The organism is Methanoculleus taiwanensis, assembly GCF_004102725.1.
In the GTDB taxonomy this organism is placed as follows: Archaea; Halobacteriota; Methanomicrobia; order Methanomicrobiales; family Methanoculleaceae; genus Methanoculleus_A; species Methanoculleus_A taiwanensis.
This window is the reverse complement of the sequence record NZ_LHQS01000002.1, coordinates 344,008-369,197: the sequence shown is the minus strand read 5'-3', so window position 1 is coordinate 369,197 and position 25,190 is coordinate 344,008. Positions and strand designations below refer to the sequence as shown.

Below are 25,190 nucleotides of genomic sequence, written 5' to 3'. Positions count from 1 at the left end.
CCTGCTCGCGACAGATGAGGGTTGCCATTCCTGGGGCGCCGCTCCGGAAGAGGCTGCACTGCCGAATGCAAACGAGCAAATAGCCTGCTCGTCAATACTGGTCTATATGTTCGATATCGAGCAGAGACTGCAGGAAAAGGGCATCGAACGCAGCGTTATCGTCGCCTCCGCGATGGAACTCTACGTACCGCACGGCCTCGACGCCGAAGCGGCCGCCGTCCGGCTGCACGAGAAGATCGGAAAAGCGCTTGAAGATCCGAACGTCTCCTCGCTGCTTCTCGGCGCTATCCTGCTTGAGGATGAACTCTACTGGAAACGGCAGAACTCCGAGATCGCCGACGACCCGGTCTTTCTGCTCTCGGACGAGATCATCGGGATGGCGATCGCCGAGGTGATCGGCGGGACGTACGCACGGTTCGAGTTCACCCGCTACGACCAGAAAAAACCCGGTATCCTGGCGACGCTCGGCCCCTTCCTCGACGATGCCGTCGCCGGACTCATCGCCGGGTGCACCTCGCGCCTCTACAGTGAATGCATGTGAGATCGATCCGCGCCCTCCTGCAGTTCTGCACGACGCTCCCGCTCGGGCGTGCCGCCGACTTCGAAGCGTTCGCCCGCCGGTCGTACCTCTATCCGATCGCAGGATACATCATCGGCGGTATAGCCGCCCTGCTCGCCTTCGGGATAGAATCCCCGGTTCTGGCAGCGGCGGTCGGACTCGCCGCCGTCCTGATCCTCTCGGGAGCAAACCACTTTGACGGCCTGCTCGACTTCGGCGACGGCCTGATGGCTCACGGGAACCGGGAGAAGAGGATTTTGGCTATGACCGACCGGAATACGGGAGCCGGAGCTGTAGCAGCCGGACTCGTGGTCACGCTCGTCGCATTCGCCGGCCTGCAGACGGCAGCGCCGGTCTGGGCGACCATCCTGATCGCGGAAGTCTCTGCAAAACTTGCAATGGCATGGCTGACGGTGCTCGGCAGGCCCTTCCGCGAGGGGATCCACAGTTACCTCCACGGATTCGCGAGGCCGTCGTTCCTCATCTACGCGGCGGCGCTCGCCCTTCCGCTGCTGCTGCTCCCCGTTCCCCCGGCTGTTCCGGGCATGGCGGTCGCAGTCACCGGGGCGGTGGTCGTGGGAATGCTCGCCCTCTCCCAAAACATCTTCGGCGGGGTGAACGGCGACGTCGTCGGGGCCGCTCACGAGATCACTCGTGCCGCAGTCATCCTGGTGCTGGCACTCCTGTAAGCATCTTTTTCTATCCGGGTATCAGAATACTGGTACCATGATGCACGAGTTTGGCCTCCATGCCAAGGGAGGGGTCATCACCGAGCGAAACGCAGATTTCGCCACCATCCGGCTTCGCATACCTGCCGGCGTCCTCTCGGCGGAACAGCTCCGGGGCATATCCCGCATCGCCGAGGAGTTCGCCGACGGCACGGTTCACCTCACGATGCGCCAGACGGTCGAGATCCCTCACCTCGATCCGGACCGGCTGGAGGACGCCGCTATCGCGCTCAAAGAGAACGGGACACCCATCGGTGCCGAACGCGACGAGGTCGTCAATATCATGGCCTGTCCCGGGACGGAACGGTGCAAATACGCCAATATCGAGACGATCAATCTTGCCAAGAAGATCGACGAGCGGGTCTTCGGCAAACGGGTGCCGACCAAGATCAGAATATCCGTCTCCGGATGCACTTACATGTGCAACAGCCCGCTCTTAAACGAGATCGGAATAATCGGAAGAATCAGGCCACTTCGAACGCCCGGGCTCTGTACGGGGTGCGGAACGTGCGTGGAGTACTGCCGGGAGTGCGCTATCGCCCTCAAGAACGGCATCTCCGTTCTCGACGAGCAAAAATGCGTCCAGTGCGGCATCTGCATCCATTCATGCCCGTACGACCTCTTAAAGTCGGAGTTTGCCCACTACCAGATCACCGTAGGCGGGCGGCGCGGGGCAGACCCGCATGTGGGTCGGGAGCTTGTCGAGGTCGAAACCGAAGAGCAGGTCATCGACGTCGTCGATCGGATCATCTACTGGGTGTACCGCACCGCGTGGAGCAACCGGCTGCTCGGCGATCAACTCGACGAGATCGGATTCGATACGTTCAGGGAAGAGATTCGAAAAGAGTTCAGTAGCGGTACAGCGACGTGAACCCCGTGTTCTCATCGTCGCCGCACTCGATCGCCGATCCGTCCCGGACAATGGTGTTGAACATGACCGCTGCATTCAGGAGGTTCTCATCAGGGCTCATCCCCTGCCGAACACCGCCCACGGCCTGCTGCTGCGGCATCGGAACCGTCCGGCCACCCACCCGCACACCTTTGCAGTGGCGGCAGTAACCGCAGTGGGAGTAGACCGACACCTCACCGTCTGCGCACATGACGGTAGTGCGACTCCCTTTCTCATCCCGGTGAAAGTCAAGAGTCTTCATGGTACGAAGAACGTACATTTCCAGAGAATAAGATTCTGTCGATTATCCCGGGTTTTTCCAGATTGCACCTTCAACAGATCCATAGAAACGCTTTATATCCAGAACATCCTACGTATAAGATACTCGATTAAGCAGGCTGTTCGAGCTGACAGACCTATCTTGAGTGGAGGATAAATTATGGCAACTGAGAAGCCGCACATTAACTTAGCAGTTATTGGCCACATTGACCATGGCAAGTCGACGACTGTGGGTCGGCTGCTGTTCGAGACGGGAGCGGTACCGCCCCATATCATCGAGAACTACAGGAAAGAGGCTGAATCCAAAGGTAAGGGCTCTTTTGAATTCGCGTGGGTTATGGACAACCTCAAGGAAGAGCGTGAGCGTGGTATCACCATCGACATCGCCCACAAGAGGTTCGACACCGACAAGTTCTACTTCACCATTGTAGACTGCCCCGGACACCGCGACTTCGTCAAGAACATGATCACCGGTGCATCCCAGGCAGACGCCGCACTGCTCGTTGTCGCCGCACCCGACGGCGTGATGGAGCAGACCAAGGAGCACGTCTTCCTTGCACGTACGCTCGGCATCACCCAGCTGATCATCGGCATCAACAAGATGGACGCCGCCAAGTACGACCAGAAGCGCTACAACGAAGTCAAGGAGCAGCTCTCGCAGCTCATCAAGATGGTCGGATACAACCCGGCAACCGTCCCCTTCATCCCGATGAGCTCTTTCCAGGGCGACAACATCTCCAAGAAGAGCGAGAACACCCCCTGGTACACCGGCCCCACGGTTCTTGACGCACTCAACCTGCTCACGGAGCCCGAGAAGCCCACGAACCTTCCCTTCCGTCTCCCCATCCAGGACGTCTACTCCATCTCCGGTATCGGAACCGTGCCCGTCGGCCGTATCGAGACCGGAATCATGAAGAAAGGAATGAAGGTCAACTTCATGCCCGCCAACAAGGAGGGTGAGGTCAAGACCATCGAGATGCACCACGAAGAGCAGGCAGAGGCACTCCCCGGCGACAACGTCGGTTTCAACGTCCGTGGTATCGGCAAGGGCGACATCCGCCGTGGCGACGTCTGCGGTCCCGCCGACGCGCCCCCGACCGTGGCAGACGAGTTCACCGCACAGATTGTGGTGCTCCACCACCCGAGCGCACTGACCGTCGGTTACACCCCGGTCTTCCACTGCCACACCTCGCAGATTGCCTGCACCTTCGTCGAGCTCGTCAAGAAGCTCGACCCCCGCACCGGTCAGGTCAAAGAAGAGAACCCCACATTCCTCAAGACAGGCGATGCCGCAATCGTCAAGATCAAGCCCACCCGGCCCATGGTCATCGAGAAGGTCAAGGAGATCCCCCAGCTCGGACGCTTTGCAGTCCGTGATATGGGCTCCACGATCGCTGCCGGCATGTGCATGGATATCACCCCCAAGCAGATGAGATAACTTAATCTCCCAATATTTTTGGTGGACATCATGCAAAAAGCCAGAATACGTCTTTCCGGAACGGACTTTGAGAAGATTGAGATGGTATGCAATCGGATCAAAGAGATTGCAGAACGCACAGGCGTCAATCTGGCAGGTCCCATACCGCTCCCAACGAAGCGACTGGTTGTACCCATCCGCAAGAGCCCCGACGGCGAAGGAACCGCCACCTGGGATCGCTGGCAGATGCGCGTACACAAGAGACTCATCGATATCGATGCAGATGAACGAGCCCTCCGGCAGCTGATGCGCATTCAGGTACCGAAGGACATCGGCATTGAGATCGTTCTGGAAAGCTGAGGTGAGAGCGGCGTGACGGCCGCTGGATTCTACGACAGGATCCGTGAACAGCTCTCCTACGAGAGACTTTTTTTCCTGATTTTTCTGGTAGCCCTGGGGCTGCGGTTCTATCAGCTGGACTTAAAACTCTTTCATCACGACGAAGCTATTCACGCATGGTTTTCGTATCGCCTGCTGACCGAAGGGATCTATACGTACGATCCCATGTACCACGGGCCGCTGCTCTACTACGTCACGGCAGGGATGTTCTCAGTCTTCGGAGACTCCGATCTCGTGGGGAGGGTCGTCCCGGCACTCCTCGGACTCGCGCTGATCCCGCTCCTCTACCCGATCTACAGACTCGGGTACCTCGATAAGAGGCAGACGCTCATAGCAGCGCTCTTCATCGCCGTCTCTCCGGGGATGGTCTACTTCTCGCGGTTTCTTCGAAACGACATCTTCATCATCTTCTTTACACTGGTTCTCCTCGTCTCACTCCTCTACTACTTCGAGAGGCGGGAGACGAAGTACGCTCTCATCGCGGGCGCCGCAGTCGGCTTCGGGATGTCGAGCAAGGAGAATATGCCGATCGTGCTTGCGATCTTCGGATCCTACCTCATCTACCTGATCAGCACCCGGCGCCTCGAACTGCCGAAGCGGTGGAAGACCGATCTCCTCTTCGGAGCCCTGGTTACAGTCGGGATCATGGCAGCCTTCTACTCCTCGTTCGGCGCTCACCCCGAGGTGCTCGCGGACGGGTGGCTAAAAGCCATCGAGCACTGGACGGCAATGCACCAGCAGGAGCGCCTCGGCGGGCCGCCGTTCTTCTACATCATCTTCTTCCTCCTCTACGAGGTGCCGATCTTCATCCTCGCCGTCTTCGGAATCGGCCAGTTCCTCGCAGGCAACGGGCGGGGCACCCGGGCAGTGCGGGAGATCCGTCGACGCCTCGCGCGAAAGAGCGATACTGCAGCACCACTGCCGCAAGACCTCGATGAGGTGGTCGGCACCCGGATCTTCGATCGGCGGGAAGAGTTCATGCGGTTCTCCATCTACTGGCTGGTGCTCTCCGTCGGCGCCTACGCCTACATCGGCGAGAAGGTGCCGTGGCTGATCCTGCACCAGCTGCTCCCCCTGATCTTCGTCGCCGTGTATGCGATGACGACGAAGAAGGCGGCGATCGCGGTCGGTGCGAGCATCTTCCTCATCGCCATGACGTGGCACGTCGGGTTCGTGCCGGTCGACATCAACGAACCGATCGTACAGGTGCAGAACTCCGAAGACCTCAGGGAGATCATGGCGATGATCGACGCATCGGAGAAGGTCGCCATCGCATCGGATACCTACTGGCCGCTTCCCTGGTACTACCGGGGAGAGCAGGCGTCGAAGATCTCCTACTACGGCGGTAAGGTCGACGAGAGCACGATCTACTCCCAAAACTTCGATATGGTCATCGCGTACGATCAGGACACCTACCCGTCGCTCACCGGCTACGATAAGGAGCGCTACAAGCTCAGCTACTGGTTCTCGTACTACGACAACCAGGATCGGATCGCGGAGTACTACCTCATGCGGGACGGGAAGACGGGGAGCATGAATATCGACGTCTTCACGAAGAAGGCACCGTCGCTGTAAAATATTCAAACAGCACCATTTTTTCCGGCCATCGGCAGGGCGTGAGGGAGTTCGCAGAGTCACCGAGCACGGAGACTGCCGAAGATATTGCACAGGGTGTCGAGAGGCATCGTCCAGATCCTTCGCCTCTGATAGCGCATGTGAACCCGGGCGGTTCCAAACTTGCGCCGCACAACAGGGGTCGTCCCGGAGCTCCCCTGTGCGATAGCCGGAAAGTGACCGCTCCTGCAATCCTGCCCGTAGCTTCCGGGATACCTTCTCACCGGCGTGCCGGCACCCCTCGCAGGAAAGTATACCGGGAATCGGATGGGCATTTCCAGGAAAAACGGCCAGGGATGAGATCCGTGGAGATCCTATGATGCAGGAGGATCATCTCTCCCCCGAAGCCCGGTGGTAGGCCTGATCCCGTGCTGCAGCAGATAACCTGCCGGAAAGTATCCGCTGCCGTCTCCGGATGAAGGATCGCAGAAGGATGAAAAAAGAGAGTGAAACAGAGGGGTAACCGCTCAACCGAGCTCGTCCCATTTCCCGCGCCTGCGGTAGACGACGACAGCGCCCACGACAAGCAGAATCAGGACGACACCCACACCGATGTAGAGAAGGGTGCTCCCGAAGTTGAAGGAGAAGCCGTCGCCGATCTCGGTCCGAAGGGCAGTAGCATCATTAAGGGCTTCCGTTGCCTTCGTCTCGGCGTCAGCAGCCTTTGTTTTGGCAGCAGCATAGTTCCCCCTCGTGAGTTCGTCCGATGCCGTCGTGTAGTACTGCACGGCGCTCTCCCGCTTGGTGATGATGGCAACGACCCGCGCGTCGGAGCCCATCGAGCGGTTATCCTTGAAATAGGTGATGAGGTCGTCCACCTGCTGGATCGTCGCCGCCGCATCGCCGACGTCCTTCTCGGCCCACGCCTTCTCAAGCAGGTTCGCGGCACTGTCCATATTGGTCTTGGCGGTGGCAAGAAGCGTTGCGGCCTGAGTCGCGCTCGCCGTCTTGGCGCGCTCTATGGCATCGGCCGCCGTATTGTACTTTGCCGTGGCCGCCGTCACATCGACGCCTTCGGCAGCTTTCTGATCGATATTTACCTTCAGATCGGAGAGCTGCTTCTCCCGCGCCGCGAGCTGGCTTGCAACCTCTGCGGGGTTCAGAACCTCACGGGTGACGACGTGATCGTCGACGACCCGCCCGTTTGCCACATGCTCGATCTTTACAACCTCGACCGTCCCCGTTGAGGAGGAAGGCGCCGATCCTCTCAGCTGGGCGTCGAGTTCGATGTTACCGCTCCCGTAGGAGAGCTCGAACTCGGTGATTGTGGGATAGAAACCGCCTCTGGTAAACGTGTTGATACCAACACCGTCCCGGTATATGGTGAACGTCCATACGGGGTTCTGCAGTCCGGTGCTGAAATCAAAAGACTCATCGCTTCCATCCGCCGTCGTCATCGAGTATGCGATCTTATAGTGCGCCGTGACCTGCTGACCCGGCTCGAGCGCGCCGCTTGCGGGGTTGATAGTCTCCGTGGTGATAGTAAATGCCGATGCTGCCTGCACGGCACAGACGAGTGCCAGCAGGAGAATGATGGCTCTGTGTATTGACCTCACGTGCATCACCTCATTCGAATAATGGTTCTATACCTTCGTCAAACATTGAGGAGCGTTTATCCTTCGCTCGTATCACATCTTCTTTGGTTGCTTTGGCGATCTCAAGGAGGTCGGTGATCCTCGGGGCGTTTTCGATGGTGGCGAGGAGGACTACAGCAGCGATATAATCGCTCGATACCGGATAGTCACCGCCACGCACCTCAACCCCGGCAATGTTCTCCTCGACCCAGCTCTTGGACTTCTCGACGCCCTTCCGGTCCATCTCCTGCGGCGGCCCTGCCAGGAGAACAAGAGCACGCTCCGCCGACGAGTAGTCGCACGGCAGGGTGAGCCGACCCAGCATGGCACGCCGGACGAGCGCGATGATCTTTGCCGACTTATCCTCGCCCGTCAGCAACACGTCCTCAGCCTTCTCCTTCTTCTTCATAAAGCTGCCGAGGAAGCCCTGCTTCTGCTTGGTGCGGGGGTTTATCCGCTCGCTGATCGCATAGCCGACACTGCTGATGCCGCCGCCGCGCAGCGTGTTGATGATCTCGCTCGAATCGACGACCATCTCACCGACGCCACCTGCACCGACCTCTCCGGCACGGAAGAGGACGCCGAAACGGCGGACAATCTCGTCGTTCAGACGGTTGTAGGCATCCTTGACACTCTCACCCTCGTTCTTCCAGGCGCTGTTATCGAAGAGGAACGTATTATCCGCCTCGTTAACGAGGGTGCTGAGACTTCTGGCGGCGTTATAGGAGTACAGGCGACCCTCTTCGGGCGCCGGCAGAATGCCGATAGCATAGACCGGCTCCCGATAAATCCGCTTTAAGTGGCGGGCGAGCACCGGGGTACCGCCTGATCCCGTACCGCCGCCGAGGCCGGAGACGATGACGAAGGCATCGATATCGTGCGTCCCCCGGGAATCGATGGCGTTTATGATGCTGTCGATCTCGTCGGCCGTCACTCTGGCACCGGTGACGTTGTCGGTGCCGACACCGTGTCCTTTCACCACGGTCTGCCCGATCAGCAATCGATCCTTCAGTTCTATGTTCTTGATGCCCATCAGGTCAGTCCGCGCCGTATTCACGGCGATTCCCCGGAAGCTTTGGGTCGGCATTTTTTTGTCCTGTTCTATGAACATATCGACAATTTTGCCGCCGGCCTGACCAAATCCTATGAAAAAGACCCTCATCTGGTTACACACCCTCTCTTCGGCTAACAGGTAATATTGACGTTTATGTATAAAGACGTTTTATATTATTCAGCTCAAAAACCTTCTCATAGTTTTTACATACCGGGTGAACAATGAAGATTTGCATAATTGGCGGAGGATTATGCGGCCTTACGGCTGCACGGGAACTTGCCGACAACGCGGAGGTCACCCTTGTCGAGAGAAGACCGATCCTCGGCGGCTGCCTCGCATCGTATGCCATCGACGGCTACTCTATCGAGCAGTACTATCACCACTGCTTTGCCGGCGATTCCCGCCTTTTGAACCTCTTAAAGGAGCTTAAGATTGCGGATCGGCTCGAGTGGCTCCGGGGCACCACCGGATACTATGCCGAAAGCACCGCCTACCCGCTGACCACCCCTACCGAGATCCTCAAGTACCCCTACCTCTCCCTCACCGACAAGGCACGCCTTGCCGTGCTTACCCTCCGGTCGAAACGCTTCGATCTCGAATCGCTCGACACCGTCACCGCGAAAGAGTTCATCCTCAACAACCTCGGTTCCGGCGTCTATACATCGTTCTTCGAGCCGCTCCTGCGCAGCAAGTTCGGGGAGCGCAGCGACGAGGTCTCGGCGGCCTGGCTCATCTCCCGGATCGCGATCCGGTCGAACCGGGGCACGGGAGGGGAACGCCTTGGGTACCTGCGGGGCGGTTTTCAGTGCCTCATCGACCGCCTCCGGGAGGATCTGATCCAAAAGGGCTGCTCAATCGCCACCGGCAGAACCATTCAGGCGATCGAGCGGGACGGGGGGCGCTGGCTGGTGGACGGCGAGCCGTATGACATCGTGCTCTCAACGATACCGCCGCAGGAGACGGCACGAATCTCCGGGATGGCGATAGATCCGATCCCGTACCAGGGGGCAGCATGCATGACGCTCGCCCTTTCCCGGGACGTTACGGACGGCATCTACTGGCTCAACATGAAAGACCGCGCCCCGTACGGCGCCGTGGTCTCGCATACGAACTTCGCCCCGCCCGAATGGTACAACGGCGACCGCCTCATCTACCTTGCCTCCTACTTTGCAGGGCGCCTCCCCGGGACGTTCGAAAAGACGATGCTCACCGACTTCTGCAGGCGCTTTGGCGTACAGGAGCGCGAGGTTCTCTGGCACCGGATGGCCGTCGACCCCTACGCAGGGCCGATCTACACAACCGGCCTTCGGTCACAGATCCCGGACTACGAGCAGCACGGCCTGTTCATGGCGGGGATGTTCAGCCTCCCGAACTACCCCGAACGGAGCATGGAGGGGTCGGTCGTCGCAGCAGAAGAGGTCGCACGTCGGATACACACGAGGGCGGCGCATGAGTGAGATAGAGGTCAGCTGCGTTCTCCCGGTCTACAACGACCGTGACGCGCTTGCGACTGCCGTTCCGCGATCGGTCAAGTGCCTGGAAACGATTGCTCCGGGGAGATTCGAGGTGCTCGTCGCTGAAGACGGCAGCACCGACGGCAGTGCGGAGTTCGTGGCCGGCCTTGCCCGGGAAGATGCACGCATCCGCCTCCTGCACAGCGACGAGAGGCTCGGCCGGGGAAGGGCTCTGAACCGCGCATTCACGGCGGCACAGGGCTCGATCGTCTGCTACTACGATGTCGACCTCGCCACTGATCTGCAGCATCTCCCCGAACTCATCGGCGCTATCCACCAGGGATATGATATCGCTACCGGCTCGCGCCTGCTCCCGACGAGCGATATCGTCAGGAGCGGCGATCGTGAGATAGCAAGCAGGGGATACAACCAGCTGGTCAGGACGATCCTGCGTAGCAGCCTCCACGACCACCAGTGCGGGTTCAAAGCCTTCGACCGCGCGCGCCTCCTCAACCTGCTCCCCGCCGTATCGTCGAACCACTGGTTCTGGGACACCGAGGTGCTGGTCAGGGCAGAGCGGAACGGATACCGAATACGTGAGTTCCCGGTCAGGTGGCGGCAGGGCGCGGGAACAACGGTGAGGCGCAAAGACGTCGTCGAGATGGGTTCGGCGATCCTCTCCCTCTGGTGGCAACTGCATGCTGAGAAGAGTTAGTGCGATCGTCCTCCCCACCCTGGTAGCGGTGGCGATCATCGCCTACATGCTCTACCGGGTCTGGGACAGCCTCCTCATCACGCTTGAGCATATCGTTCTCCCCTTCCTCTTCGCCGCGGTCATCATCTGCGTGTTCGCGTGGTTTCTGCGGGGGGTGCGTTACCGCGCCATCTTACAGGGGCTCGCGATAGAGGAGGGCGTCTGGTTCTCGACGGCCTGCATCTTTGTCTCCCAGACTGCAAACCTGATCGTCCCTGCCCGCCTCGGGGATTTTGTCCGGATGCTCATCCTCAAGCACGAGGACGACGCCACCTACTCGCAGGGATTCTCCTCGATCGTCGTCGAGCGTATCTTCGACGTCCTGATGATAGCGGTGCTCGGCCTTCTCGCGCTCCCCTTCGTTCTCAACGTCCCGGACTGGTTCGTAACGGTCATCGTCCTCCCTATCGTGGCGGGAGGAGCCTTCTTCGCCTTCCTCCTCTACTCGGGACGATTCAACTCTGAAAACAAGTACATCGGGATACTCCTCCGGGTGCTCGAGGAGGTCCGCGAAGCCTCGCTCCACCCGAGAGCGCTCGCCATGCTCAGCGGAACCTCGCTTCTCATCTGGATCGTCGACGTCCTCGTCGCGGTCGCGGTCGTGGCGATGTTCCAGGAGACGATCCCCTTCGCGGTAATTGTGCTCGCGATCGTCATCGGCAACCTCGTCAAAGCCGTTCCGATCACGCCGGGCGGCGTCGGCACCTACGAACTCGCGCTTGCCCTGACCTTCGAGGTTTCAGGGACCGCCGCAGCCACGGCGACCCTGATAGCCGTCGTCGACCACCTGATCAAGAATATGGTCACTCTGGTCGGCGGGGTGCTCTCGATCTACTACTTCGGCGACTGGTCGGTCGCCCTGATGAAGAAGGCGTTCAACAAAGAGCTTGAGATGGAGGAGTCGTTTGGCAGCAGGTGAAGCGCAGATCCTCTTCGTGCTGGCCTGGCTCGCCACGATAAAGATACTCCAGCTCGGAGCCTGGCCGGCTCTCGACCGCACCTTCGGGCGGCTTGCGCCGGCAGTCGCCTACCCGGCCTCGATCCTGATCTTCACCATCGCATCCTGGTACCTGGGACTCGCCGGCCTTCCCGTCTGGCTCGCCCTCATCCCGTTCGCAGGCCTCATCGTCTACGGCGGGTACACAGGGTTTTACACACGAGAGAGACTCTCATCGGGTGCCATGTGGGATCTGGTCTTTCTGATACCGTTCCTCTTCATGCTCGAGGTGCGCTATATCAACCCGACCATCTCGTATGCCGAAAAGTTCATGGACCACGCCTTCATCGCGTCGATTATGCAGACACCGGTGGTTCCGCCCCTCGACCCCTGGTATGCGGGGGGGACGCTTGCCGTGTACTACTACCTCGGGTACTGGATCTTCGGAGCGTTCGGCCTCGTCACCGGCGTCCCCTCACCGGTGACCTTCAACCTCGCCCTCCCGACGGTATTCGGTCTTGCCGCCGTATCCCTCTACGCCCTCGGGCACCTGATCATGGAGCGTTACCGGTGGCTCCTGCTCCTCGTTCTCCTCATCCCGAACCCCTCCGCGATCTACCAGATCCTTATCGGCAGCACCTGGTTTGACGTGCTCTGGCAGAGCACGCGGACGATCCCCGATACCATCAACGAGTACCCGATCTTCTCGATGCTCTGGGGCGATGTGCACCCCCACGTCATCGGGATCTTCAACCAGATCTTCCTGCTGCTGATCCTCATCTTCGCCCTCGTGAAGTGGGAAGCCCTCGCTACGAGGGGGCGGATCGTCGTCTGCGCCCTTGCGGCGCTGAGCCTCGGGTCGATGCCCGGGATCAACACCTGGGACGTACTCGTGTATGCCCCAATCGTCATCGTATTCGGCCTTCTCATCTGGTGGCGCTCGGGGAGAGAAACCTCGGGGACGAAACAGTCCCTGATGCTGCTTCTTGCCGTGCCGCCGCTCTCGATTGCGCTGTACCTCCCCTACTACCTGCAGCTCCAGAGCGCCGGGGTCGAAGGGATCGGGATCGTGCCGGCACCCTCAGAACCGGTGTCGTTTCTGCTTGTTCACGGGTTCTTCCTCGCGATCTTCTTCGCCTACTGCGCACGCGATATCGCAAAGAGGCCGTATCTCCTCCTGATCACGGTGCCGTTCCTGGCAACGGGCTACGTTGCCGCCGCCATTGCAGCAGTTCCGCTCGCCTACCTCCTCGCCCGGCGGCAACTCTCTGTGACGGAGATACTGGCCGTTCTCGGCCTTGCCATCATCCTCATCACCGAGCTTGTCTACCTGAAGGATAACATGGGCGAGACCTACTACCGGATGAATACCATCTTCAAGTTCTATCTGCCGGCATGGATCCTGATGGGCACCGCCGCTTTCGCCATCCTGGCAAGGTGGCTCGATACAACCGGGGTTATGGAGAGAATACCGGAACGCTTCGGTCGGGCACTTCCGGCGCTCGCGGTGGTGCTCCTTCTCGCCGCGCCGTTCGCGATCAACGTCGACTTCGGCTACGGCACCCATACGCTCGACGGGCTCGCATACCTCGAGAGTGCGCACCCCGGCGACGCAGCGGCGGTGGCATACCTCAGGAACCTTAGCGGGGATCTCCGGATCGTCGAGGCTGAGGGCGGCGACTACACCTACTACTCGCGTATTTCGTCGTTTACGGGGATCCCCACCATCATCGGCATGCCGTTCCACGAGTATATGTGGCGGAACGACTGGCCGGCGGTCTCCGGACGAATAGACGATGTTCGTGCAATCTACGAAGAGCCCTCGCACACCGTCGAACTGATGCGGAAGTACGACGCCACGCTCCTCTACGTCGGCGATCCGGAACGGGAGAAGTACGCAGTTTCCCTTCCGACGGACGGGCTCTCTGAGATCTACAACGAACGGGGCGTACAGATCTACCGGATAACCCCTGAATAGACGTATTTCAGCCGGAAAGAGCCCGGCAGGAAGAGAGCGGCCACCCGGCATGGTACGGCAGGCTTTCGGATGACCGGCGGGGGTATTCACCCCGATAACAAACCTTTATCCCTCCGGTCATTAAAATAATACAGCTACATTCGATCATCAGCTGATGAATGATGAAGGAGACACGCTACTCCTGAATGAGGTGAGTTATGGCAAAGGTATACGTTAAATTTGAGATTCCGGATGATATCCAGAATAAAGCGCTTGAGGCACTTGAGATCGCACGCGACACCGGTAAGGTCAAGAAGGGTTCGAACGAAGCGACCAAGGCAGTCGAGCGCAGCATCGCCCAGCTGGTTCTCATCGGCGCAGATGTTGAGCCTGAAGAGATCGTGATGCACCTGCCCCCGCTCTGCGACGAGAAGCAGATCACGTACATCTTCATCAGCAAGCAGAACGATATCGGCGCCGCAAGCGGCCTCGACGTCGGTTCCGCAGCTGCTGCAATTGTAAAGCCCGGCAAGGCAAAGGAACTCGTCGACGAGATTGCCAAGCAGGTCAGCGCACTGAGAGCGTGAGGTAGTATCTATGGCAAACGACGGAACGCCCGCAGAAGTGATTGAGGTCATCGGCATCACCGGGATGCACGGTGAGGCACAGCAGGTAAAGTGCCGCATTCTCGACGGGCCGAACAAAGGGCGTATCATCACCCGCAATACGGTCGGACCGATCCGGGAAGGCGATATCCTCTCGCTGCTCGAAACCGAGCGCGAGGCCAAGAAACTCTCGAGACGGTGAAGAGAATGGTAGAAACATACGTGTGCAGTTTCTGCGGTGAGCAGCTCGAGCCCGGTACCGGCAAGATGTTCGTCCGCAGGGACGGAGCCATCTTCTATTTCTGCAGCACCAAGTGCCAGAACAACTACAAGCTCGGCAGGGTGCCGCGCCGTGTCGACTGGACGGCCGCCGGCCGCAAGGCACGTGGCAAAGAGTGATGCAGGATGGACCGCACCTTCGTTATGGTCAAGCCTGACGGCGTACAGCGCGGACTCGTCGGAGAGATCGTCTCCCGTTTCGAGTCCAAAGGTCTCAAGATGGTCGGAGCCAAGCTCGAACGGCTCCCTGAGGAGCGCATCGCCGACCAGTACCGTGAGCACCTTGAAAAACCCTTCTTCCCGGGGCTCAAGCAGTACATCATGAGCGGCCCCTGTTTCCTGATGGTATGGGAAGGCAAGAACGTGGTTCCGATCGTCCGCCGGATCGTCGGCGCCACAAACCCCGCCGAGGCCGAACCCGGCTCCATCCGCGGGGACTATGCTCTCGATATCGGGCGGAACGTTATCCACGCATCCGACTCCCCCGAGAGCGCCGACCGTGAGATCGGCATCCATTTCACACCCGCAGAACTGGTCGCATACACCAGAATCGACCAGGGCATGCTGTACGAGTAATACCCCAAACGGGGTATTCTTTTTTTGAAGACGCTGCTTACGGAGCGGAGCTGCCTTTTCTCCGGCGTACTGCCGGATACCCGGCACCATACATAGTTCCTATCGTTCGGCGGCTTCCTCCCGCCACAACCGGATTTATGCTCCCGTATCCCGCAAAACCAAAAACCCTATATCAAAATCTGCCGCACATATGGACGATGGCGGGCGATCTGCTGAGCTTTGTGCTCTTAAGTTTCTCGTCGATGATCATCGTGATCAATCCGCTCGCCGCCACCCTGATCTACGTCTCGCTCACGGAGACTATGGACCGCGAGAGCAAGGTGCGGACTGCGTGGGAAGCGAGCAGGTTCGCTCTCATCGTTCTCCTCGTCTTTACAATCGCAGGAGGATTTATCCTGCAGCTCTTCGGCATCACGATCGAGGCGTTCAGGATTGCCGGAGGGCTTCTGCTCTTCGGCATCGGTATGGAGATGGTCTACGCAAAGACTTCCCGGACAAAGATGACCGCGACGGAGAAGTACGAGGGGCAGGAGGCCGACGATATCGCCGTCATGCCGCTTGCAATACCCATGATCACGGGACCGGGGGCTATTACGACCGCGATCGTGCTGATGAACGAAGCAATGGATATGAACGTTCTGGCGCTCCTTATCGTCCCGCTCTCGGTCGTCGTCTCCATCCTTGTTACCTACTACATGATGAAGAACGCAGACTATATCACAAAACGCATCGGGCAGCGGGAGTACCGGGCGGTCAACCGGCTTATGGGGATGCTGCTCATCGCAATAGCGGTGCAGTTCATCATTCTCGGAATACAGACCGCATTCCCCCTGCTCAAAGGAGGATAACCATATGCATATACCGGACCTGACAACATCGGGGGCACTACTCACCAGTCTCAGCATCATCGCCGGGGGCATCATCATCGGGGCGATGATCTTCCAGGTACCCGTACCGCTTGCACCGTACATCATGGTGGCGCTCGCAGTGCTCGTCGTCATCGGCGCGGCCGCCCTTCTCGCAGGCTGCAGAGGAGCAGGAGAGAGCACCGCAGGAAAATGAGTACGATCGGTATCGCCCAGGTGGCAGGTTTCGGCCGCAAACCGGCAGAGAACCTGCACCGGGCGGACACGCTGGCAGCCAGGGCCGCCGCAGCGGGGGCAGATCTCGTCTGCTTCCCGGAGCAGTTCGCGACCGGCTGGTCGCCGACGGTCCCCGCCGGAAGCGGGGAGGCGATCGACGGCCCGACAATCACCACACTCCAGGCGACGGCGCGCGACCACGGGGTCGCCGTTCTCGGATCGTTTCTCGAGTACACGGGGGATAAGCCCCGGAACACCGCCGTCGCTATCGACCGGAGCGGCAGCATCCTCACCACCTACGCGAAGATGCACCTCTTCTCGCCCGGGGGCGAGGACCGGCACTGCACACCGGGAGATGCGCTCGCCACCTTCGCCGTCGGCGGCACGACCTTCGGGATAGCAATCTGCTACGATCTCCGGTTCCCCGAGCTCTTCCGGGCGTATGCCGAAACAGGCGCCGATTGCGTCCTCGTTCCCTCGGCCTGGCCGTGCAGCAGGCTTGCCCACTTCGAGATCTTCGTCGGCAGCAGAGCGCTTGAAAACCAGTACTACGTCGCCGGGATCAATGCGGGCGGATCGGGACACGCGGGCGACCCGCAGTGCGGATCGTCCCTTGTGGCCGACCCCGAAGGCACCATCATCGCCCGGGGAGGGGCCGGTGAGGACCTGATCCTCGCACCGCTCGATCCGGGCCGCATCCACGATGCACGAAACCGCATTCCTGCCCTGAAAGACCGCAGAAGTGACCTTTATCACAGATTGCTCTCTAATAGATAGAGACATCCATGCGGGGGAGCCAACACGTACTCATCAGCCTCTTCTCGGCCGGCATCCTGCTGGCACCGCTCGTCCCGATCCTCGGTATAGAACTGACCTGCATCGCTCTGCTCGGCGTATTCGTCGGTGCTCTCGCTCCCGACGCGGATGCAACCGACGCCGCCATCTTTCATCGGGAGATTCACGGGCTGAAAGGGGTTCACGGACATATCATCAACACCGCAGCCGTCGTCCTCCCCGTCTTCGGGTATACCATCAGGTATCTCATCTACTATCCGCTCTCCCTCTTCTTCCTCGCCGCATTCGGGAAGCGCTACCGGCACCAGCACCGCGGGCTGCTCCACTCGTTGATCGGGATTGCCATGACCACCTTCGTGCTCCTTGCCTACATCTCGGCGATCTTCCTCTGGCACGGGTGGGAACCGATGCCGCGGATCCCTCTCTTCGGGATCGCGTTCTTCGCCGGCTGCTTCTTCCACCTCATGGAGGATACCTGCACCCCGTCCGGGGTCGCCTGGCTCTATCCGTTCAGCCGCGTCCGTACCTGCGGCATGATCCGAACCGCAAGCATGCTTGAGATCAGGCCGGGAGCGTTCGCCCTCGTACTCGGCCTGATCGGGGTGGCGACCGCCGCAGCAGCGTTCTTCGAACTCGTCCCGATCCGGGAACTCGCCGTGATCTCCGTCGGAGCACTCATCCTCCCCTGGCTCCTCTTTCTGACCGCCTCACGCGTCCGGCACGGCAGAGCGCTACGTGCAGCCTGATATCCGGCGGCGATGACTGCTGCCGGAGCAGCCCGGTTCCCATATCTATACGTACTCCGGGGAACAACATTTCTGCATGTACCGTCTCGTCTGCGTTCACTGTGATGCAGCCTATGCACCCGATCAGATCATCTATACCTGCGAACGATGCGGCCATCTTCTGGCCGTCTGCTACGATATCGATACCCTCACCATAGAGAGAGACGTCTGGAACCGGCGCCCCCTCTCGGTATGGCGGTACCGTGAGCTTCTCCCCGTCAGGGGCGAGCCGGTCACCCTCCAGGAGGGCGGCACGCCGCTCTACCATCTCAAAAGGCTCGGAGAAGAGATGGGACTTGCCGAGCTCTATGCCAAGCACGAAGGCATGAATCCGACCGGTTCGTTCAAAGACCGCGGCATGACCGTCGGCGTCAGCATGGCGCTCGAACTCGGCAAGACAAGCGTTGCCTGCGCGAGTACCGGAAACACCTCGGCAAGCCTTGCCGCGTACGCTGCAAAAGGCGGTATCCCGGCGGTCGTGCTCCTCCCGGCCGGGAAGGTGGCGGTCGGCAAAGTCGCCCAGGCGCTGATGCACGGCGGCCGGGTCATCTCCGTCCGCGGCAACTTCGACCGCGCCCTCGAGATGGTGCACGAGCTCTGCATCTCTCACGGCCTCTACCTGTTAAACTCGGTCAACCCCTTCCGGCTCGAAGGCCAGAAGACGATCGGCTTTGAGGTGATCGACCAGCTGCACGGAGTCGTCCCCGACAGGATGGTGCTGCCGGTCGGAAACGCCGGGAATATCTCCGCAGTCCATAAAGGCCTGCAGGAACTGATAGCACTCGGGTTCATCGACCGGCTCCCCATGATGACCGGGATTCAGGCGGCAGGTTCCGCTCCGGTCGTCAATGCCATCGAGCAGAACCTCCCCGAGCTGATCCCCGAAGCGAATCCCGAGACGGTGGCGACCGCCATCAGGATCGGCGCTCCGGTCAACGCCGAAAAGGCGCTCACCGCCATCCGGCAGACCGGCGGCATCGCGGCCTCGGTGACGGACGACGAGATCCTCATGATGCAGCGTGACCTCGCACGGAAAGAGGGGATCGGCGTCGAACCGGCATCCGCAGCGTCCGTCGCCGGGGTGCGAAAACTGGTCGAGAGCGGTATCATCGACCGCGACGAACGGATCGTCTGCGTGGTCACCGGACACCTGCTGAAAGACCCGGAAACGGTGGTGAAACAATGCGAACCTCCGATAGAGATCGATGCAGATCTGCAGTCTTTGCTCTCTGCATTGCACTTGCACTCATAATCGTCCCGGCAGGCGCCCTCTCCGCAGAGTACCAGGTACTGGAGAACGGCACCGCATACCGGGCAACGGTGGAGATCACCGGAACCGAGCATGGATTCTGGGGGCAGGGAATGCTCGGCGAGCGTGTCCCGCTCGACGTTGAGGATCTGCTGGTAACCGGCCCGGACGGTGCCGTCGAGATCATGTGGGAGGATGCCGGCACCATCACCTTCCCCGAAGGCAACTACACCGCGACTTACCGCGGGGCTATTCGGAACAACCACCTGCAGGCATTCTTCGACGAGCCGTATGCGGTCACCACCGTCATTCCGGAAGGGCTTGATATCCGAAACCCGCTTCTCGGCATGGTCAGTCCCGGCGGGCAGATCGGTGCCGGGGAGAACGATACGGTCACCGTCGCGTGGCCGCGGACAACCTATATCGAGCTGCGGTTTTACGACCCCGGGCGCGAGATCCTGCTCAACACCTTCGGCACCATCTGGGTCGTGATGGCGGTCGTGCTGCTCTTCCCCTACCTCCTCGCCCGGCTGCGGGAAGAGTGATTGTCAGGGGACAGCCTAAAAAAGGTTCTTGAGGGCTTTTTGCCCTACTCTTTCTTCTTGATATCGATGCCGTACTTCTCGGCATTTCGGTCGGCAATAGCCTGAATCTGGCCTATCTCGTCGTCCCGCCGCTTCGGTTTGAAGAGGTGGCGGAAACGCTTCTGGGTGCTGAGGTACTGGTCGACGGGCTTTCGGTTTACTTTCCGGACTTTGGTGACGACGCCGTTCTCCATCTCATAGTTCACCCAGAGACCGCTCTCGATCGCGAGTTTGGCGATGTTGAGCGTCTCGCCAGCCTCAAAGCCCCACCCGGTGCAGCAGGGCGTGTGCACCTGGACGTACGTCGGCCCGGGGGTGTTGACCGCCCGTTCCACCTTCTTCATGAAGTCCTGCGGGTAGGCGATGGACGCGGTGGCAACGTACGGTGCCCCGTGAGCGGCGAGGATGGCGGGCATATCCTTCTTCGGCCGCTGGTTGCCGGTCGAACACGAACCGGCGGGGCTCGTCGTGGTGCTGGCATAGTACGGCGTCGCACCGGACCGCTGGATGCCCGTGTTCATGTAGGCCTCATTGTCGTAGCAGATGTAGGTGATGTCATGACCCCGCTCGAAAGCGCCGCTGATGCAGAGCACCCCGATATCAAAGGTGGCGCCGTCGCCGCAGATGCAGATAACCTTCTCGGAACGCCCCTGTTTCTTGAGCGACGCTTCTATCCCCGATGCAACGGCGGCAGCATTCTCAAAGAGCGAGTGAATCCAGGGGATCTTCCATGCCGTCTCCGGATACGGCGTCGAGAAGACTTCCATGCACCCGGTCGATGCCACGGCGACCGTATTCTCGCCAGTGGCGTTCAGGAGAAGCCTCGCTGCAAGCGCCGGGCCGCAGCCCCCGCAGGCACGGTGCCCGGCCTCAAAGAGTTCGCATCCCATTACTTCTTCCGCCATGTTAGAGCACCTCCGTCCGCAGTCCGTAGAACATATCTCCAACTCCCTTCTCCGCGAGATCGACGACCCCGGCGATATCCTTCGTCCGGACGTCCCGGCCGCCGAGACCAATGATGTAATCCTTCACCGTGATACCCGAACCGGCCAGGGCCGCCTTCACCTCGGTGCCGACGGCGCCGCCGCCGCCGATCGAGATGTTCTTGTCGAGCACGGCGACGTTGGAGACCCCGGAGAGCGCTCTTGTGAGGTCTGCCGCCGGGAACGGCCGATATGTCCGGATCTTCGCGAGACCCACCTTCCGTCCGGCGTCACGCATCTCGTCGATGGCATCCTTGACGGTGCCGCAGATCGAGCCCATGGCCACTATTGCGGTATCCGCATCGTCGAGGCGGTAACCTTCGACGAGCGAGCTGTAGTCACGGCCGAACTGTTCGGAAAACTCGGCTCCCGCCCGCCTGATGGCATCTCCCGCCCGGTGCATCGCCCGGTCGAGTTCGTAGCGGAACTCCATATAGTAATCCGGTGTCGCATACATCCCCATGCTGATCGGATCTTTCGCGTCAAGCCGCTGGTAGGGCGAAAACGCCGGAAGATATGCGTCCACCTCGTCCTGCGACGGCATATCGACCGGTTCGTAGGTGTGGGAGAGGATGAATCCATCGAAACAGACGAATGCCGGCAGGAGGATGTTGTGGTCTTCGGCAACCTTATAGGCTATCATATGGAGATCGGTCGCCTCCTGATTGTCCTCTGCGTAGAGCTGCATCCACCCCGAGTCACGCAGCGAGATGGAGTCCTGCTGGTCGTTCCAGATCGAGAGCGGTGCCCCGAGCGAGCGGTTGACGATCGACATCACGATAGGGAGGCGCATTCCGGCTACGTTGAAGCAGACCTCGAACATCAGGGCGAGACCCTGCGACGTGGTTGCCGAGTAGGTGCGCGAGCCGGCGGCACTCGCACCGAGACAGGCGGAGAGTGCGGAGAACTCGCTCTCCACGGTCATATAATCGGCATCAAGCTCACAGTTCGCCACCATATCGGCGAGCGCCTCGACGATGTGCGTCTGCGGTGTGATCGGGTAGGCTGCGACGACCTGCGGCCGGCAGAGCTTCACGATCTCGGCAACGGCATGAGAGCCTTCGGTGATCTGCAGCATTTACTTCTCCTCCTGTTCCATTCTGATCGCTTTCTTCGGGCATATCTCCGCACAGATGCCGCAGCCCTTACAGTACTCGTAATCGGGCACGAACTCCCCTCCTTCGGTCTCGAGGACACAGCCTTCGGGACAGACGAGTGCGCACATCCCGCACTTCGTGCACTGCTCGGACTCGAAGACCGGTTTGAAGACACGCCACGAACCGGTCTTGTTCCTCCGTGCCAGGCCGGGGCGTGCGGCACAGCCAACGTTCAGCGCCATCAGAGAACACCTCCGGTCTGCTCGTACGCACGCCGGGCAGCGAGGACGTTCTTATCCGCCATGCTGCCTGCAAAGCGGTGCCGCAGCGCATTCTCAAGCGCCCCGAGTTCGATCTCTCCGGTAGCGGCGGCGAAGGCACCCATCAGGGTGGTGTTGGTAATAGGTACGCCGAGCACCTCGAGCGCAATGGATGTCGCATCGATGGTCAGCACCTTAACCCCCTCCGGAAGGCCGCCATCGGGAGCCCTTTCGGTGTTGATGATGGCAATGCCGCCATCTTTCAGCCCCTGAAAGACGTTCACGTCCTTGATCAGGGTGCTGTCCTGCACGATGACGTAGTCAGGTTCGTAGACCTGGCTGCGGAGCCGGATCTTCTTGTCGCTGAAACGGACGAAGGCCTGAACGGGTGCACCGCGCCGCTCCACGCCGAAGGCGGGAAACGCCTGTGCATACACGCCGCTCTCGAATGCGGCGACCGCAATCAGCTCGGCCGCAGTGACAGAGCCCTGACCACCTCTTCCATGGATACGTAACTCTCTCAATGGAAACCCCTCATAATTTTACATGATTAATAATATAAATAAACCGTAGGCAGTGCGTTATCAGCCCGGGATACTATAAAAAGGGCTCGGCTGGGTTCTGACCGATAGTAAGACCGCCGAATCTGCGATCTCTGCGCAGTGCTGTCTCCGGAACAGGGATGCATAAGCAGGCACGGGCGGCAGCAGAAAAATAGCCCTCCGCCCCTCCGGCTACGGAGACGGCCTTACTGCACGTTCGCCCACCGCCCCCTGATCTCATCGAGCGAGCAGTGCCGCACCTCCATCAGGGCGGCTATAATGGCGTCGGAAAAGATGAGGGCGGCAGTCTCAAAGATGGTCTCGGCCGGGGTTATCTCAGTGGAGGCAGAGCGGTACTGCCCCGTGAGCTGGCGGACCTCAAAGTCGGTCGGGACGTCCGGCCGCAGGAGCTCATGGTTCCCGAGGGTCACCGTGACATCGGCGATCAGACCGATCGACGAGTCCGGCGTCGCGGTGATAAGTGCGATCCGCCCCCCAAGATCGCGGGCGATCTCACAGGTCTCCACAACGGATTTGGTCTCACCGGAGCCCGAGAAGGCTACCAGCAGGTCGCCCTTCCCGAATGCGGGGGTGATCGTCTCCCCGACGACATAAGACTCGAACCCGAGGTGCATGAGCCTCATGCCGAAGGCTCTCCCCACCAGCCCGGATCTGCCCGCACCGACGACATAAATCCTGCTCGCGGAGAGGATCTCATCAAGGAACTGTGCCGCCTCGTCCTGACTGATGGCCCGGGCGGTTTCTTCCACCCGCGATGCCGCATGAAGCATGAGATCCAGAATACTGTAGCAGTCAACCGGCATACCGTAGTCTCCGAATATTCTCTTCTGCTCTCCACCTATTTACCGTCTGCGCCCGCCAGGTATCAAAGATCGACTGCAAGACCAAGGATCTCGCGCTTCCCGGTAAAAACGTCGCGGGCAATCCGCACAAGCCCTCGTGCCGCACACCACTCGTCGTAGACGGCCACGGGACGCCCGAGCAGGCCTTCGACACCGGCGGCGAGCACCGGCCCCATGGAACCGGCGAGCGCGACCTTCGCGTCGGGATTCAGGAGCAGCATCGCAGCACACTCCATCGCCGCGAACATGGTAAGTGCCGCCACCCGGTGCTCCTCCGGCACCGAGTAGTCCACCCCGGCGCTCAGAAACGCCTCGTTCGCGGTCCACTCACCCCGGTCGACTTTCCGGATAGCGTCGACGTCGAGAGCCCCGTGCTGCGTTCCGGGCGCGAAGATGCAGGCGTCGAACGCGCCCGTTAAAAGGCCGCCCGTAACGAGAAGCGTAACAGTGTTGGAACTCGTATCGCAGACCACAAGATCCCCGCCAAGGTCGCGTGCGACCGCGTAGACGATACCGATCTTCTCGGGGCTCGCCTGGTGCGAGTAGGCCTTGAAGCGAGGATCGGTCGGCGACCCGCGGTGCAACCCCGGGACGACGACCGCCGGCAGACCCGACCGGGCTATCTCATCGTAGACCCGGGTGCCTCCGCCGATATGCTTGCCCGCCCCTTCGCGGCTGACGATGCCGCGGTTCTCAACCTTTCGGATATCGGTGATCGCGCTGATACCGTCGCCCATCGAGTAACAGACGGCGACCCCGTCGATCTCTCCAAGGGGGCAGAGCCGCTCGAGATCCCGAATAGTGAACGTACGGGCATTCTCGCGTGATATCTTGAACTCCGCCTCTTCGGATGCAAAACGCATGGCTGTCGTCCCGTGATCAATCCCGATATACATAAGCAGTAATCCTATAGCATGGAAGGCATATTATTCTATGATGTTCTGTATCGTGACCGGCGGTGCCGGGTTCATCGGTTCGCACCTCGTAGACTATCTGGCGGCTCGGGGAGACGAAGTTCTGGTTATCGACGACTGCAGTGCCGGAAGCCGGAACAACCTTGCGGACCACCTTGCAGGCGAACGGATAGAGCTCTATGAAGAGAACCTCCTCCGGGACGGGTGGCAGCAGCACCTTGCCGGAGCCGACCGGGTCTACCACATGGCTGCAGACCCCGACGTCCGGCAGAGCGCTCTTACGCCGGATACGCAGGTGAACAACAACATTCTCGCTACCTACCGGGTGCTCGAAGCGATGCGGGCATGCGGGGTGCCGGAACTCGTCTTCACCTCGACCTCGACCGTCTACGGAGAGGCCGCCATCATCCCGACACCCGAGACGTACTCGCCGCTTGAACCGATCTCGGTCTACGGGGCGAGCAAGCTTGCGTGCGAAGCGCTTATCTCATCCTACTGTCACTCCTTCGGGATGCACGCATGGGTCTACCGGTTTGCCAATATCATCGGGGAGCGGAGCGGTCACGGGGTCATCTGGGACTTTATCAGAAAGCTGCGGGCGAACCCACAGGAACTCGAGATCCTCGGCGACGGACGGCAGACGAAGTCCTACCTCGACGTCGGCGAATGCATCCGGGCACTGGAATTCGGGGTCGCGCATTCAAAAAGTCCGGTCAATACGTTCAATATCGGATCCGAAGACTGGATCGATGTCGTGACAATAGCCGATATCGTCGCCCGAGAGATGAATCTCTCCGACGTGCAGTACCGGTTCACCGGCGGCAGCCGGGGCTGGGTCGGCGACGTCCCGAGGATGCAGCTTGCGATCGATAAACTGAAGGGACTCGGCTGGGAGCCGGAGATCACGTCACGGGAGAGCGTGCGCCGGGCCGTTCGCGCCATGCTCGTGTAGCGGAGGGAC

30 protein-coding genes are annotated in these 25,190 nt (G+C 60.3%); 21 read left to right on the top strand and 9 right to left on the bottom strand.

The annotated features are described in order from the left end of the window. Positions 1–106: 106 nt before the first annotated feature. From ABH15_RS06690 to ABH15_RS06680, 3 genes are read left to right on the top strand one after another with little or no spacing between them, the layout of a single operon-like run. Positions 107–541 (top strand): phosphatidylglycerophosphatase A, encoded by a 435-nt coding sequence (locus tag ABH15_RS06690; RefSeq protein WP_128694311.1) that lies wholly within the window; start codon positions 107–109, stop codon positions 539–541. After that, entirely contained in the window at positions 538–1,248 is a 711-nt protein-coding gene (cobS, locus tag ABH15_RS06685; protein ID WP_128693592.1) for an adenosylcobinamide-GDP ribazoletransferase, read from the top strand. The genes ABH15_RS06690 and cobS overlap by 4 nt, the downstream gene beginning before the upstream one ends. 37 nt (positions 1,249–1,285) lie before the next feature. Beyond that, complete coding sequence (locus ABH15_RS06680) at positions 1,286–2,158, top strand: 4Fe-4S binding protein (RefSeq protein ID WP_164913658.1); 873 nt, start codon at positions 1,286–1,288, stop codon at positions 2,156–2,158. On the opposite strand, the gene ABH15_RS06675 is transcribed toward ABH15_RS06680, so the two are convergent. Further along, a complete protein-coding gene (locus tag ABH15_RS06675; RefSeq protein WP_128693591.1) occupies positions 2,136–2,438 on the bottom strand; it encodes a hypothetical protein in 303 nt (100 codons plus the stop codon). The two genes, ABH15_RS06680 and ABH15_RS06675, sit on opposite strands and share 23 nt — an antisense overlap. Before the next feature lie 177 nt (positions 2,439–2,615). Between ABH15_RS06675 and tuf the strand changes: the two genes are divergently transcribed. Genes tuf through ABH15_RS06660 form a run of 3 tightly spaced genes read left to right on the top strand, consistent with a single transcriptional unit; the run spans position 2,616 to position 5,846 of the window. After that, on the top strand, positions 2,616–3,893 hold the full coding sequence (tuf, locus tag ABH15_RS06670) for a translation elongation factor EF-1 subunit alpha (protein WP_128693590.1): 1,278 nt from the start codon (positions 2,616–2,618) through the stop codon (positions 3,891–3,893). A gap of 30 nt (positions 3,894–3,923) precedes the next feature. Continuing rightward, a complete protein-coding gene (rpsJ, locus tag ABH15_RS06665; protein ID WP_128693589.1) occupies positions 3,924–4,232 on the top strand; it encodes a 30S ribosomal protein S10 in 309 nt (102 codons plus the stop codon). A 12-nt stretch (positions 4,233–4,244) separates the two neighbouring features. Continuing rightward, complete coding sequence (locus ABH15_RS06660; protein ID WP_128693588.1) at positions 4,245–5,846, top strand: flippase activity-associated protein Agl23; 1,602 nt, start codon at positions 4,245–4,247, stop codon at positions 5,844–5,846. A 506-nt stretch (positions 5,847–6,352) separates the two neighbouring features. Here ABH15_RS06660 and ABH15_RS06655 read toward each other — a convergent pair. Together ABH15_RS06655 and ABH15_RS06650 are read right to left on the bottom strand one after the other, a co-directional pair. Next, the gene (locus tag ABH15_RS06655; protein ID WP_241648032.1) at positions 6,353–7,441 is read right to left on the bottom strand and encodes a hypothetical protein; all 1,089 of its coding nucleotides are present in this window, start codon (positions 7,439–7,441) and stop codon (positions 6,353–6,355) included. A gap of 10 nt (positions 7,442–7,451) precedes the next feature. Beyond that, positions 7,452–8,621 (bottom strand): tubulin/FtsZ family protein, encoded by a 1,170-nt coding sequence (locus ABH15_RS06650; RefSeq protein ID WP_128693586.1) that lies wholly within the window; start codon positions 8,619–8,621, stop codon positions 7,452–7,454. Positions 8,622–8,734: 113 nt separating this feature from the next. Here ABH15_RS06650 and ABH15_RS06645 point away from each other — a divergent pair, with 113 nt between their 5' ends. From ABH15_RS06645 to ABH15_RS06580, 14 genes are all read left to right on the top strand, one after another. After that, positions 8,735–9,970, top strand: coding sequence for an NAD(P)/FAD-dependent oxidoreductase (locus ABH15_RS06645; protein ID WP_128693585.1), 1,236 nt, complete (start codon positions 8,735–8,737; stop codon positions 9,968–9,970). Then, positions 9,963–10,682: a dolichyl-phosphate beta-glucosyltransferase gene (locus ABH15_RS06640; protein ID WP_128693584.1), complete on the top strand. Its 720-nt coding sequence runs from the start codon at positions 9,963–9,965 to the stop codon at positions 10,680–10,682. The genes ABH15_RS06645 and ABH15_RS06640 overlap by 8 nt, the downstream gene beginning before the upstream one ends. Further along, positions 10,666–11,640 carry a lysylphosphatidylglycerol synthase transmembrane domain-containing protein gene (locus tag ABH15_RS06635; protein ID WP_128693583.1) on the top strand — a complete coding sequence of 325 codons (975 nt, stop codon included), beginning with the start codon at positions 10,666–10,668 and terminating at the stop codon, positions 11,638–11,640. The genes ABH15_RS06640 and ABH15_RS06635 overlap by 17 nt, the downstream gene beginning before the upstream one ends. Beyond that, positions 11,627–13,636 (top strand): DUF2298 domain-containing protein, encoded by a 2,010-nt coding sequence (locus ABH15_RS06630; protein ID WP_241648031.1) that lies wholly within the window; start codon positions 11,627–11,629, stop codon positions 13,634–13,636. Before ABH15_RS06635 ends, ABH15_RS06630 begins: the two co-directional genes overlap by 14 nt. A 197-nt stretch (positions 13,637–13,833) precedes the next feature. Beyond that, positions 13,834–14,202 (top strand): 50S ribosomal protein L7Ae, encoded by a 369-nt coding sequence (rpl7ae, locus tag ABH15_RS06625; protein WP_128693582.1) that lies wholly within the window; start codon positions 13,834–13,836, stop codon positions 14,200–14,202. A 10-nt stretch (positions 14,203–14,212) separates the two neighbouring features. Next, on the top strand, positions 14,213–14,422 hold the full coding sequence (locus tag ABH15_RS06620; protein WP_128693581.1) for a 30S ribosomal protein S28e: 210 nt from the start codon (positions 14,213–14,215) through the stop codon (positions 14,420–14,422). Positions 14,423–14,427: 5 nt separating this feature from the next. Beyond that, the gene (locus ABH15_RS06615; protein WP_128693580.1) at positions 14,428–14,619 is read left to right on the top strand and encodes a 50S ribosomal protein L24e; all 192 of its coding nucleotides are present in this window, start codon (positions 14,428–14,430) and stop codon (positions 14,617–14,619) included. Positions 14,620–14,625: 6 nt separating this feature from the next. After that, positions 14,626–15,075: a nucleoside-diphosphate kinase gene (ndk, locus tag ABH15_RS06610; RefSeq protein ID WP_128693579.1), complete on the top strand. Its 450-nt coding sequence runs from the start codon at positions 14,626–14,628 to the stop codon at positions 15,073–15,075. A 197-nt stretch (positions 15,076–15,272) separates the two neighbouring features. Further along, positions 15,273–15,923, top strand: coding sequence for a MarC family protein (locus ABH15_RS06605; protein ID WP_128693578.1), 651 nt, complete (start codon positions 15,273–15,275; stop codon positions 15,921–15,923). Between the two features lie 4 nt (positions 15,924–15,927). Then, positions 15,928–16,137, top strand: a complete 210-nt coding sequence (locus ABH15_RS06600; RefSeq protein ID WP_128693577.1) for a hypothetical protein — start codon at positions 15,928–15,930, stop codon at positions 16,135–16,137. Beyond that, positions 16,134–16,934 (top strand): nitrilase-related carbon-nitrogen hydrolase, encoded by an 801-nt coding sequence (locus ABH15_RS06595; RefSeq protein ID WP_128693576.1) that lies wholly within the window; start codon positions 16,134–16,136, stop codon positions 16,932–16,934. The genes ABH15_RS06600 and ABH15_RS06595 overlap by 4 nt, the downstream gene beginning before the upstream one ends. Positions 16,935–16,942: 8 nt before the next feature. After that, positions 16,943–17,698 (top strand): metal-dependent hydrolase, encoded by a 756-nt coding sequence (locus ABH15_RS06590; RefSeq protein ID WP_128693575.1) that lies wholly within the window; start codon positions 16,943–16,945, stop codon positions 17,696–17,698. A gap of 76 nt (positions 17,699–17,774) precedes the next feature. Continuing rightward, the gene (gene thrC / locus ABH15_RS06585; RefSeq protein ID WP_128693574.1) at positions 17,775–18,989 is read left to right on the top strand and encodes a threonine synthase; all 1,215 of its coding nucleotides are present in this window, start codon (positions 17,775–17,777) and stop codon (positions 18,987–18,989) included. Continuing rightward, a complete protein-coding gene (locus ABH15_RS06580) occupies positions 18,920–19,531 on the top strand; it encodes a DUF5803 family protein (protein ID WP_164913657.1) in 612 nt (203 codons plus the stop codon). Before thrC ends, ABH15_RS06580 begins: the two co-directional genes overlap by 70 nt. Before the next feature lie 44 nt (positions 19,532–19,575). Here ABH15_RS06580 and ABH15_RS06575 read toward each other — a convergent pair whose 3' ends face one another. From ABH15_RS06575 to ABH15_RS06550, 6 genes are all read right to left on the bottom strand, one after another. Then, a complete protein-coding gene (locus tag ABH15_RS06575) occupies positions 19,576–20,475 on the bottom strand; it encodes a thiamine pyrophosphate-dependent enzyme (protein WP_128693573.1) in 900 nt (299 codons plus the stop codon). 1 nt (position 20,476) lies between these two features. Continuing rightward, positions 20,477–21,631, bottom strand: a complete 1,155-nt coding sequence (porA, locus tag ABH15_RS06570) for a pyruvate ferredoxin oxidoreductase (protein WP_128693572.1) — start codon at positions 21,629–21,631, stop codon at positions 20,477–20,479. Next, a complete protein-coding gene (locus ABH15_RS06565) occupies positions 21,632–21,892 on the bottom strand; it encodes a 4Fe-4S binding protein (protein ID WP_128693571.1) in 261 nt (86 codons plus the stop codon). After that, positions 21,892–22,434 (bottom strand): pyruvate ferredoxin oxidoreductase subunit gamma, encoded by a 543-nt coding sequence (locus tag ABH15_RS06560; protein WP_128693570.1) that lies wholly within the window; start codon positions 22,432–22,434, stop codon positions 21,892–21,894. The genes ABH15_RS06565 and ABH15_RS06560 overlap by 1 nt, the downstream gene beginning before the upstream one ends. Before the next feature lie 224 nt (positions 22,435–22,658). After that, the gene (hxlB, locus tag ABH15_RS06555) at positions 22,659–23,276 is read right to left on the bottom strand and encodes a 6-phospho-3-hexuloisomerase (RefSeq protein WP_128693569.1); all 618 of its coding nucleotides are present in this window, start codon (positions 23,274–23,276) and stop codon (positions 22,659–22,661) included. A gap of 62 nt (positions 23,277–23,338) precedes the next feature. After that, complete coding sequence (locus ABH15_RS06550) at positions 23,339–24,211, bottom strand: methanogenesis marker 12 protein (protein WP_128693568.1); 873 nt, start codon at positions 24,209–24,211, stop codon at positions 23,339–23,341. Positions 24,212–24,251: 40 nt separating this feature from the next. Here ABH15_RS06550 and ABH15_RS06545 point away from each other — a divergent pair, with 40 nt between their 5' ends. Next, the gene (locus tag ABH15_RS06545) at positions 24,252–25,181 is read left to right on the top strand and encodes an NAD-dependent epimerase/dehydratase family protein (RefSeq protein WP_164913728.1); all 930 of its coding nucleotides are present in this window, start codon (positions 24,252–24,254) and stop codon (positions 25,179–25,181) included. The last annotated feature ends 9 nt before the right edge of the window (positions 25,182–25,190 follow it).

Coding starts and splice junctions, on each gene's coding strand:
- ndk (WP_128693579.1), top strand. CDS start 14,626: ATGGACCGCACCTTCGTTATGGTCAAGCCTGACGGCGTACAGCGCGGA.
- ABH15_RS06675 (WP_128693591.1), bottom strand. CDS start 2,438: ATGAAGACTCTTGACTTTCACCGGGATGAGAAAGGGAGTCGCACTACC.
- ABH15_RS06615 (WP_128693580.1), top strand. CDS start 14,428: ATGGTAGAAACATACGTGTGCAGTTTCTGCGGTGAGCAGCTCGAGCCC.
- ABH15_RS06620 (WP_128693581.1), top strand. CDS start 14,213: ATGGCAAACGACGGAACGCCCGCAGAAGTGATTGAGGTCATCGGCATC.
- ABH15_RS06590 (WP_128693575.1), top strand. CDS start 16,943: ATGCGGGGGAGCCAACACGTACTCATCAGCCTCTTCTCGGCCGGCATC.
- rpsJ (WP_128693589.1), top strand. CDS start 3,924: ATGCAAAAAGCCAGAATACGTCTTTCCGGAACGGACTTTGAGAAGATT.
- ABH15_RS06635 (WP_128693583.1), top strand. CDS start 10,666: ATGCTGAGAAGAGTTAGTGCGATCGTCCTCCCCACCCTGGTAGCGGTG.
- ABH15_RS06565 (WP_128693571.1), bottom strand. CDS start 21,892: ATGGCGCTGAACGTTGGCTGTGCCGCACGCCCCGGCCTGGCACGGAGG.
- porA (WP_128693572.1), bottom strand. CDS start 21,631: ATGCTGCAGATCACCGAAGGCTCTCATGCCGTTGCCGAGATCGTGAAG.
- ABH15_RS06640 (WP_128693584.1), top strand. CDS start 9,963: ATGAGTGAGATAGAGGTCAGCTGCGTTCTCCCGGTCTACAACGACCGT.
- ABH15_RS06650 (WP_128693586.1), bottom strand. CDS start 8,621: ATGAGGGTCTTTTTCATAGGATTTGGTCAGGCCGGCGGCAAAATTGTC.
- ABH15_RS06550 (WP_128693568.1), bottom strand. CDS start 24,211: ATGTATATCGGGATTGATCACGGGACGACAGCCATGCGTTTTGCATCC.
- ABH15_RS06680 (WP_164913658.1), top strand. CDS start 1,286: ATGATGCACGAGTTTGGCCTCCATGCCAAGGGAGGGGTCATCACCGAG.
- ABH15_RS06595 (WP_128693576.1), top strand. CDS start 16,134: ATGAGTACGATCGGTATCGCCCAGGTGGCAGGTTTCGGCCGCAAACCG.
- ABH15_RS06545 (WP_164913728.1), top strand. CDS start 24,252: ATGTTCTGTATCGTGACCGGCGGTGCCGGGTTCATCGGTTCGCACCTC.
- ABH15_RS06580 (WP_164913657.1), top strand. CDS start 18,920: ATGCGAACCTCCGATAGAGATCGATGCAGATCTGCAGTCTTTGCTCTC.
- ABH15_RS06600 (WP_128693577.1), top strand. CDS start 15,928: ATGCATATACCGGACCTGACAACATCGGGGGCACTACTCACCAGTCTC.
- rpl7ae (WP_128693582.1), top strand. CDS start 13,834: ATGGCAAAGGTATACGTTAAATTTGAGATTCCGGATGATATCCAGAAT.
- ABH15_RS06690 (WP_128694311.1), top strand. CDS start 107: ATGTTCGATATCGAGCAGAGACTGCAGGAAAAGGGCATCGAACGCAGC.
- hxlB (WP_128693569.1), bottom strand. CDS start 23,276: ATGCCGGTTGACTGCTACAGTATTCTGGATCTCATGCTTCATGCGGCA.
- thrC (WP_128693574.1), top strand. CDS start 17,775: ATGTACCGTCTCGTCTGCGTTCACTGTGATGCAGCCTATGCACCCGAT.
- ABH15_RS06575 (WP_128693573.1), bottom strand. CDS start 20,475: ATGGCGGAAGAAGTAATGGGATGCGAACTCTTTGAGGCCGGGCACCGT.
- ABH15_RS06645 (WP_128693585.1), top strand. CDS start 8,735: ATGAAGATTTGCATAATTGGCGGAGGATTATGCGGCCTTACGGCTGCA.
- ABH15_RS06605 (WP_128693578.1), top strand. CDS start 15,273: ATGGCGGGCGATCTGCTGAGCTTTGTGCTCTTAAGTTTCTCGTCGATG.
- tuf (WP_128693590.1), top strand. CDS start 2,616: ATGGCAACTGAGAAGCCGCACATTAACTTAGCAGTTATTGGCCACATT.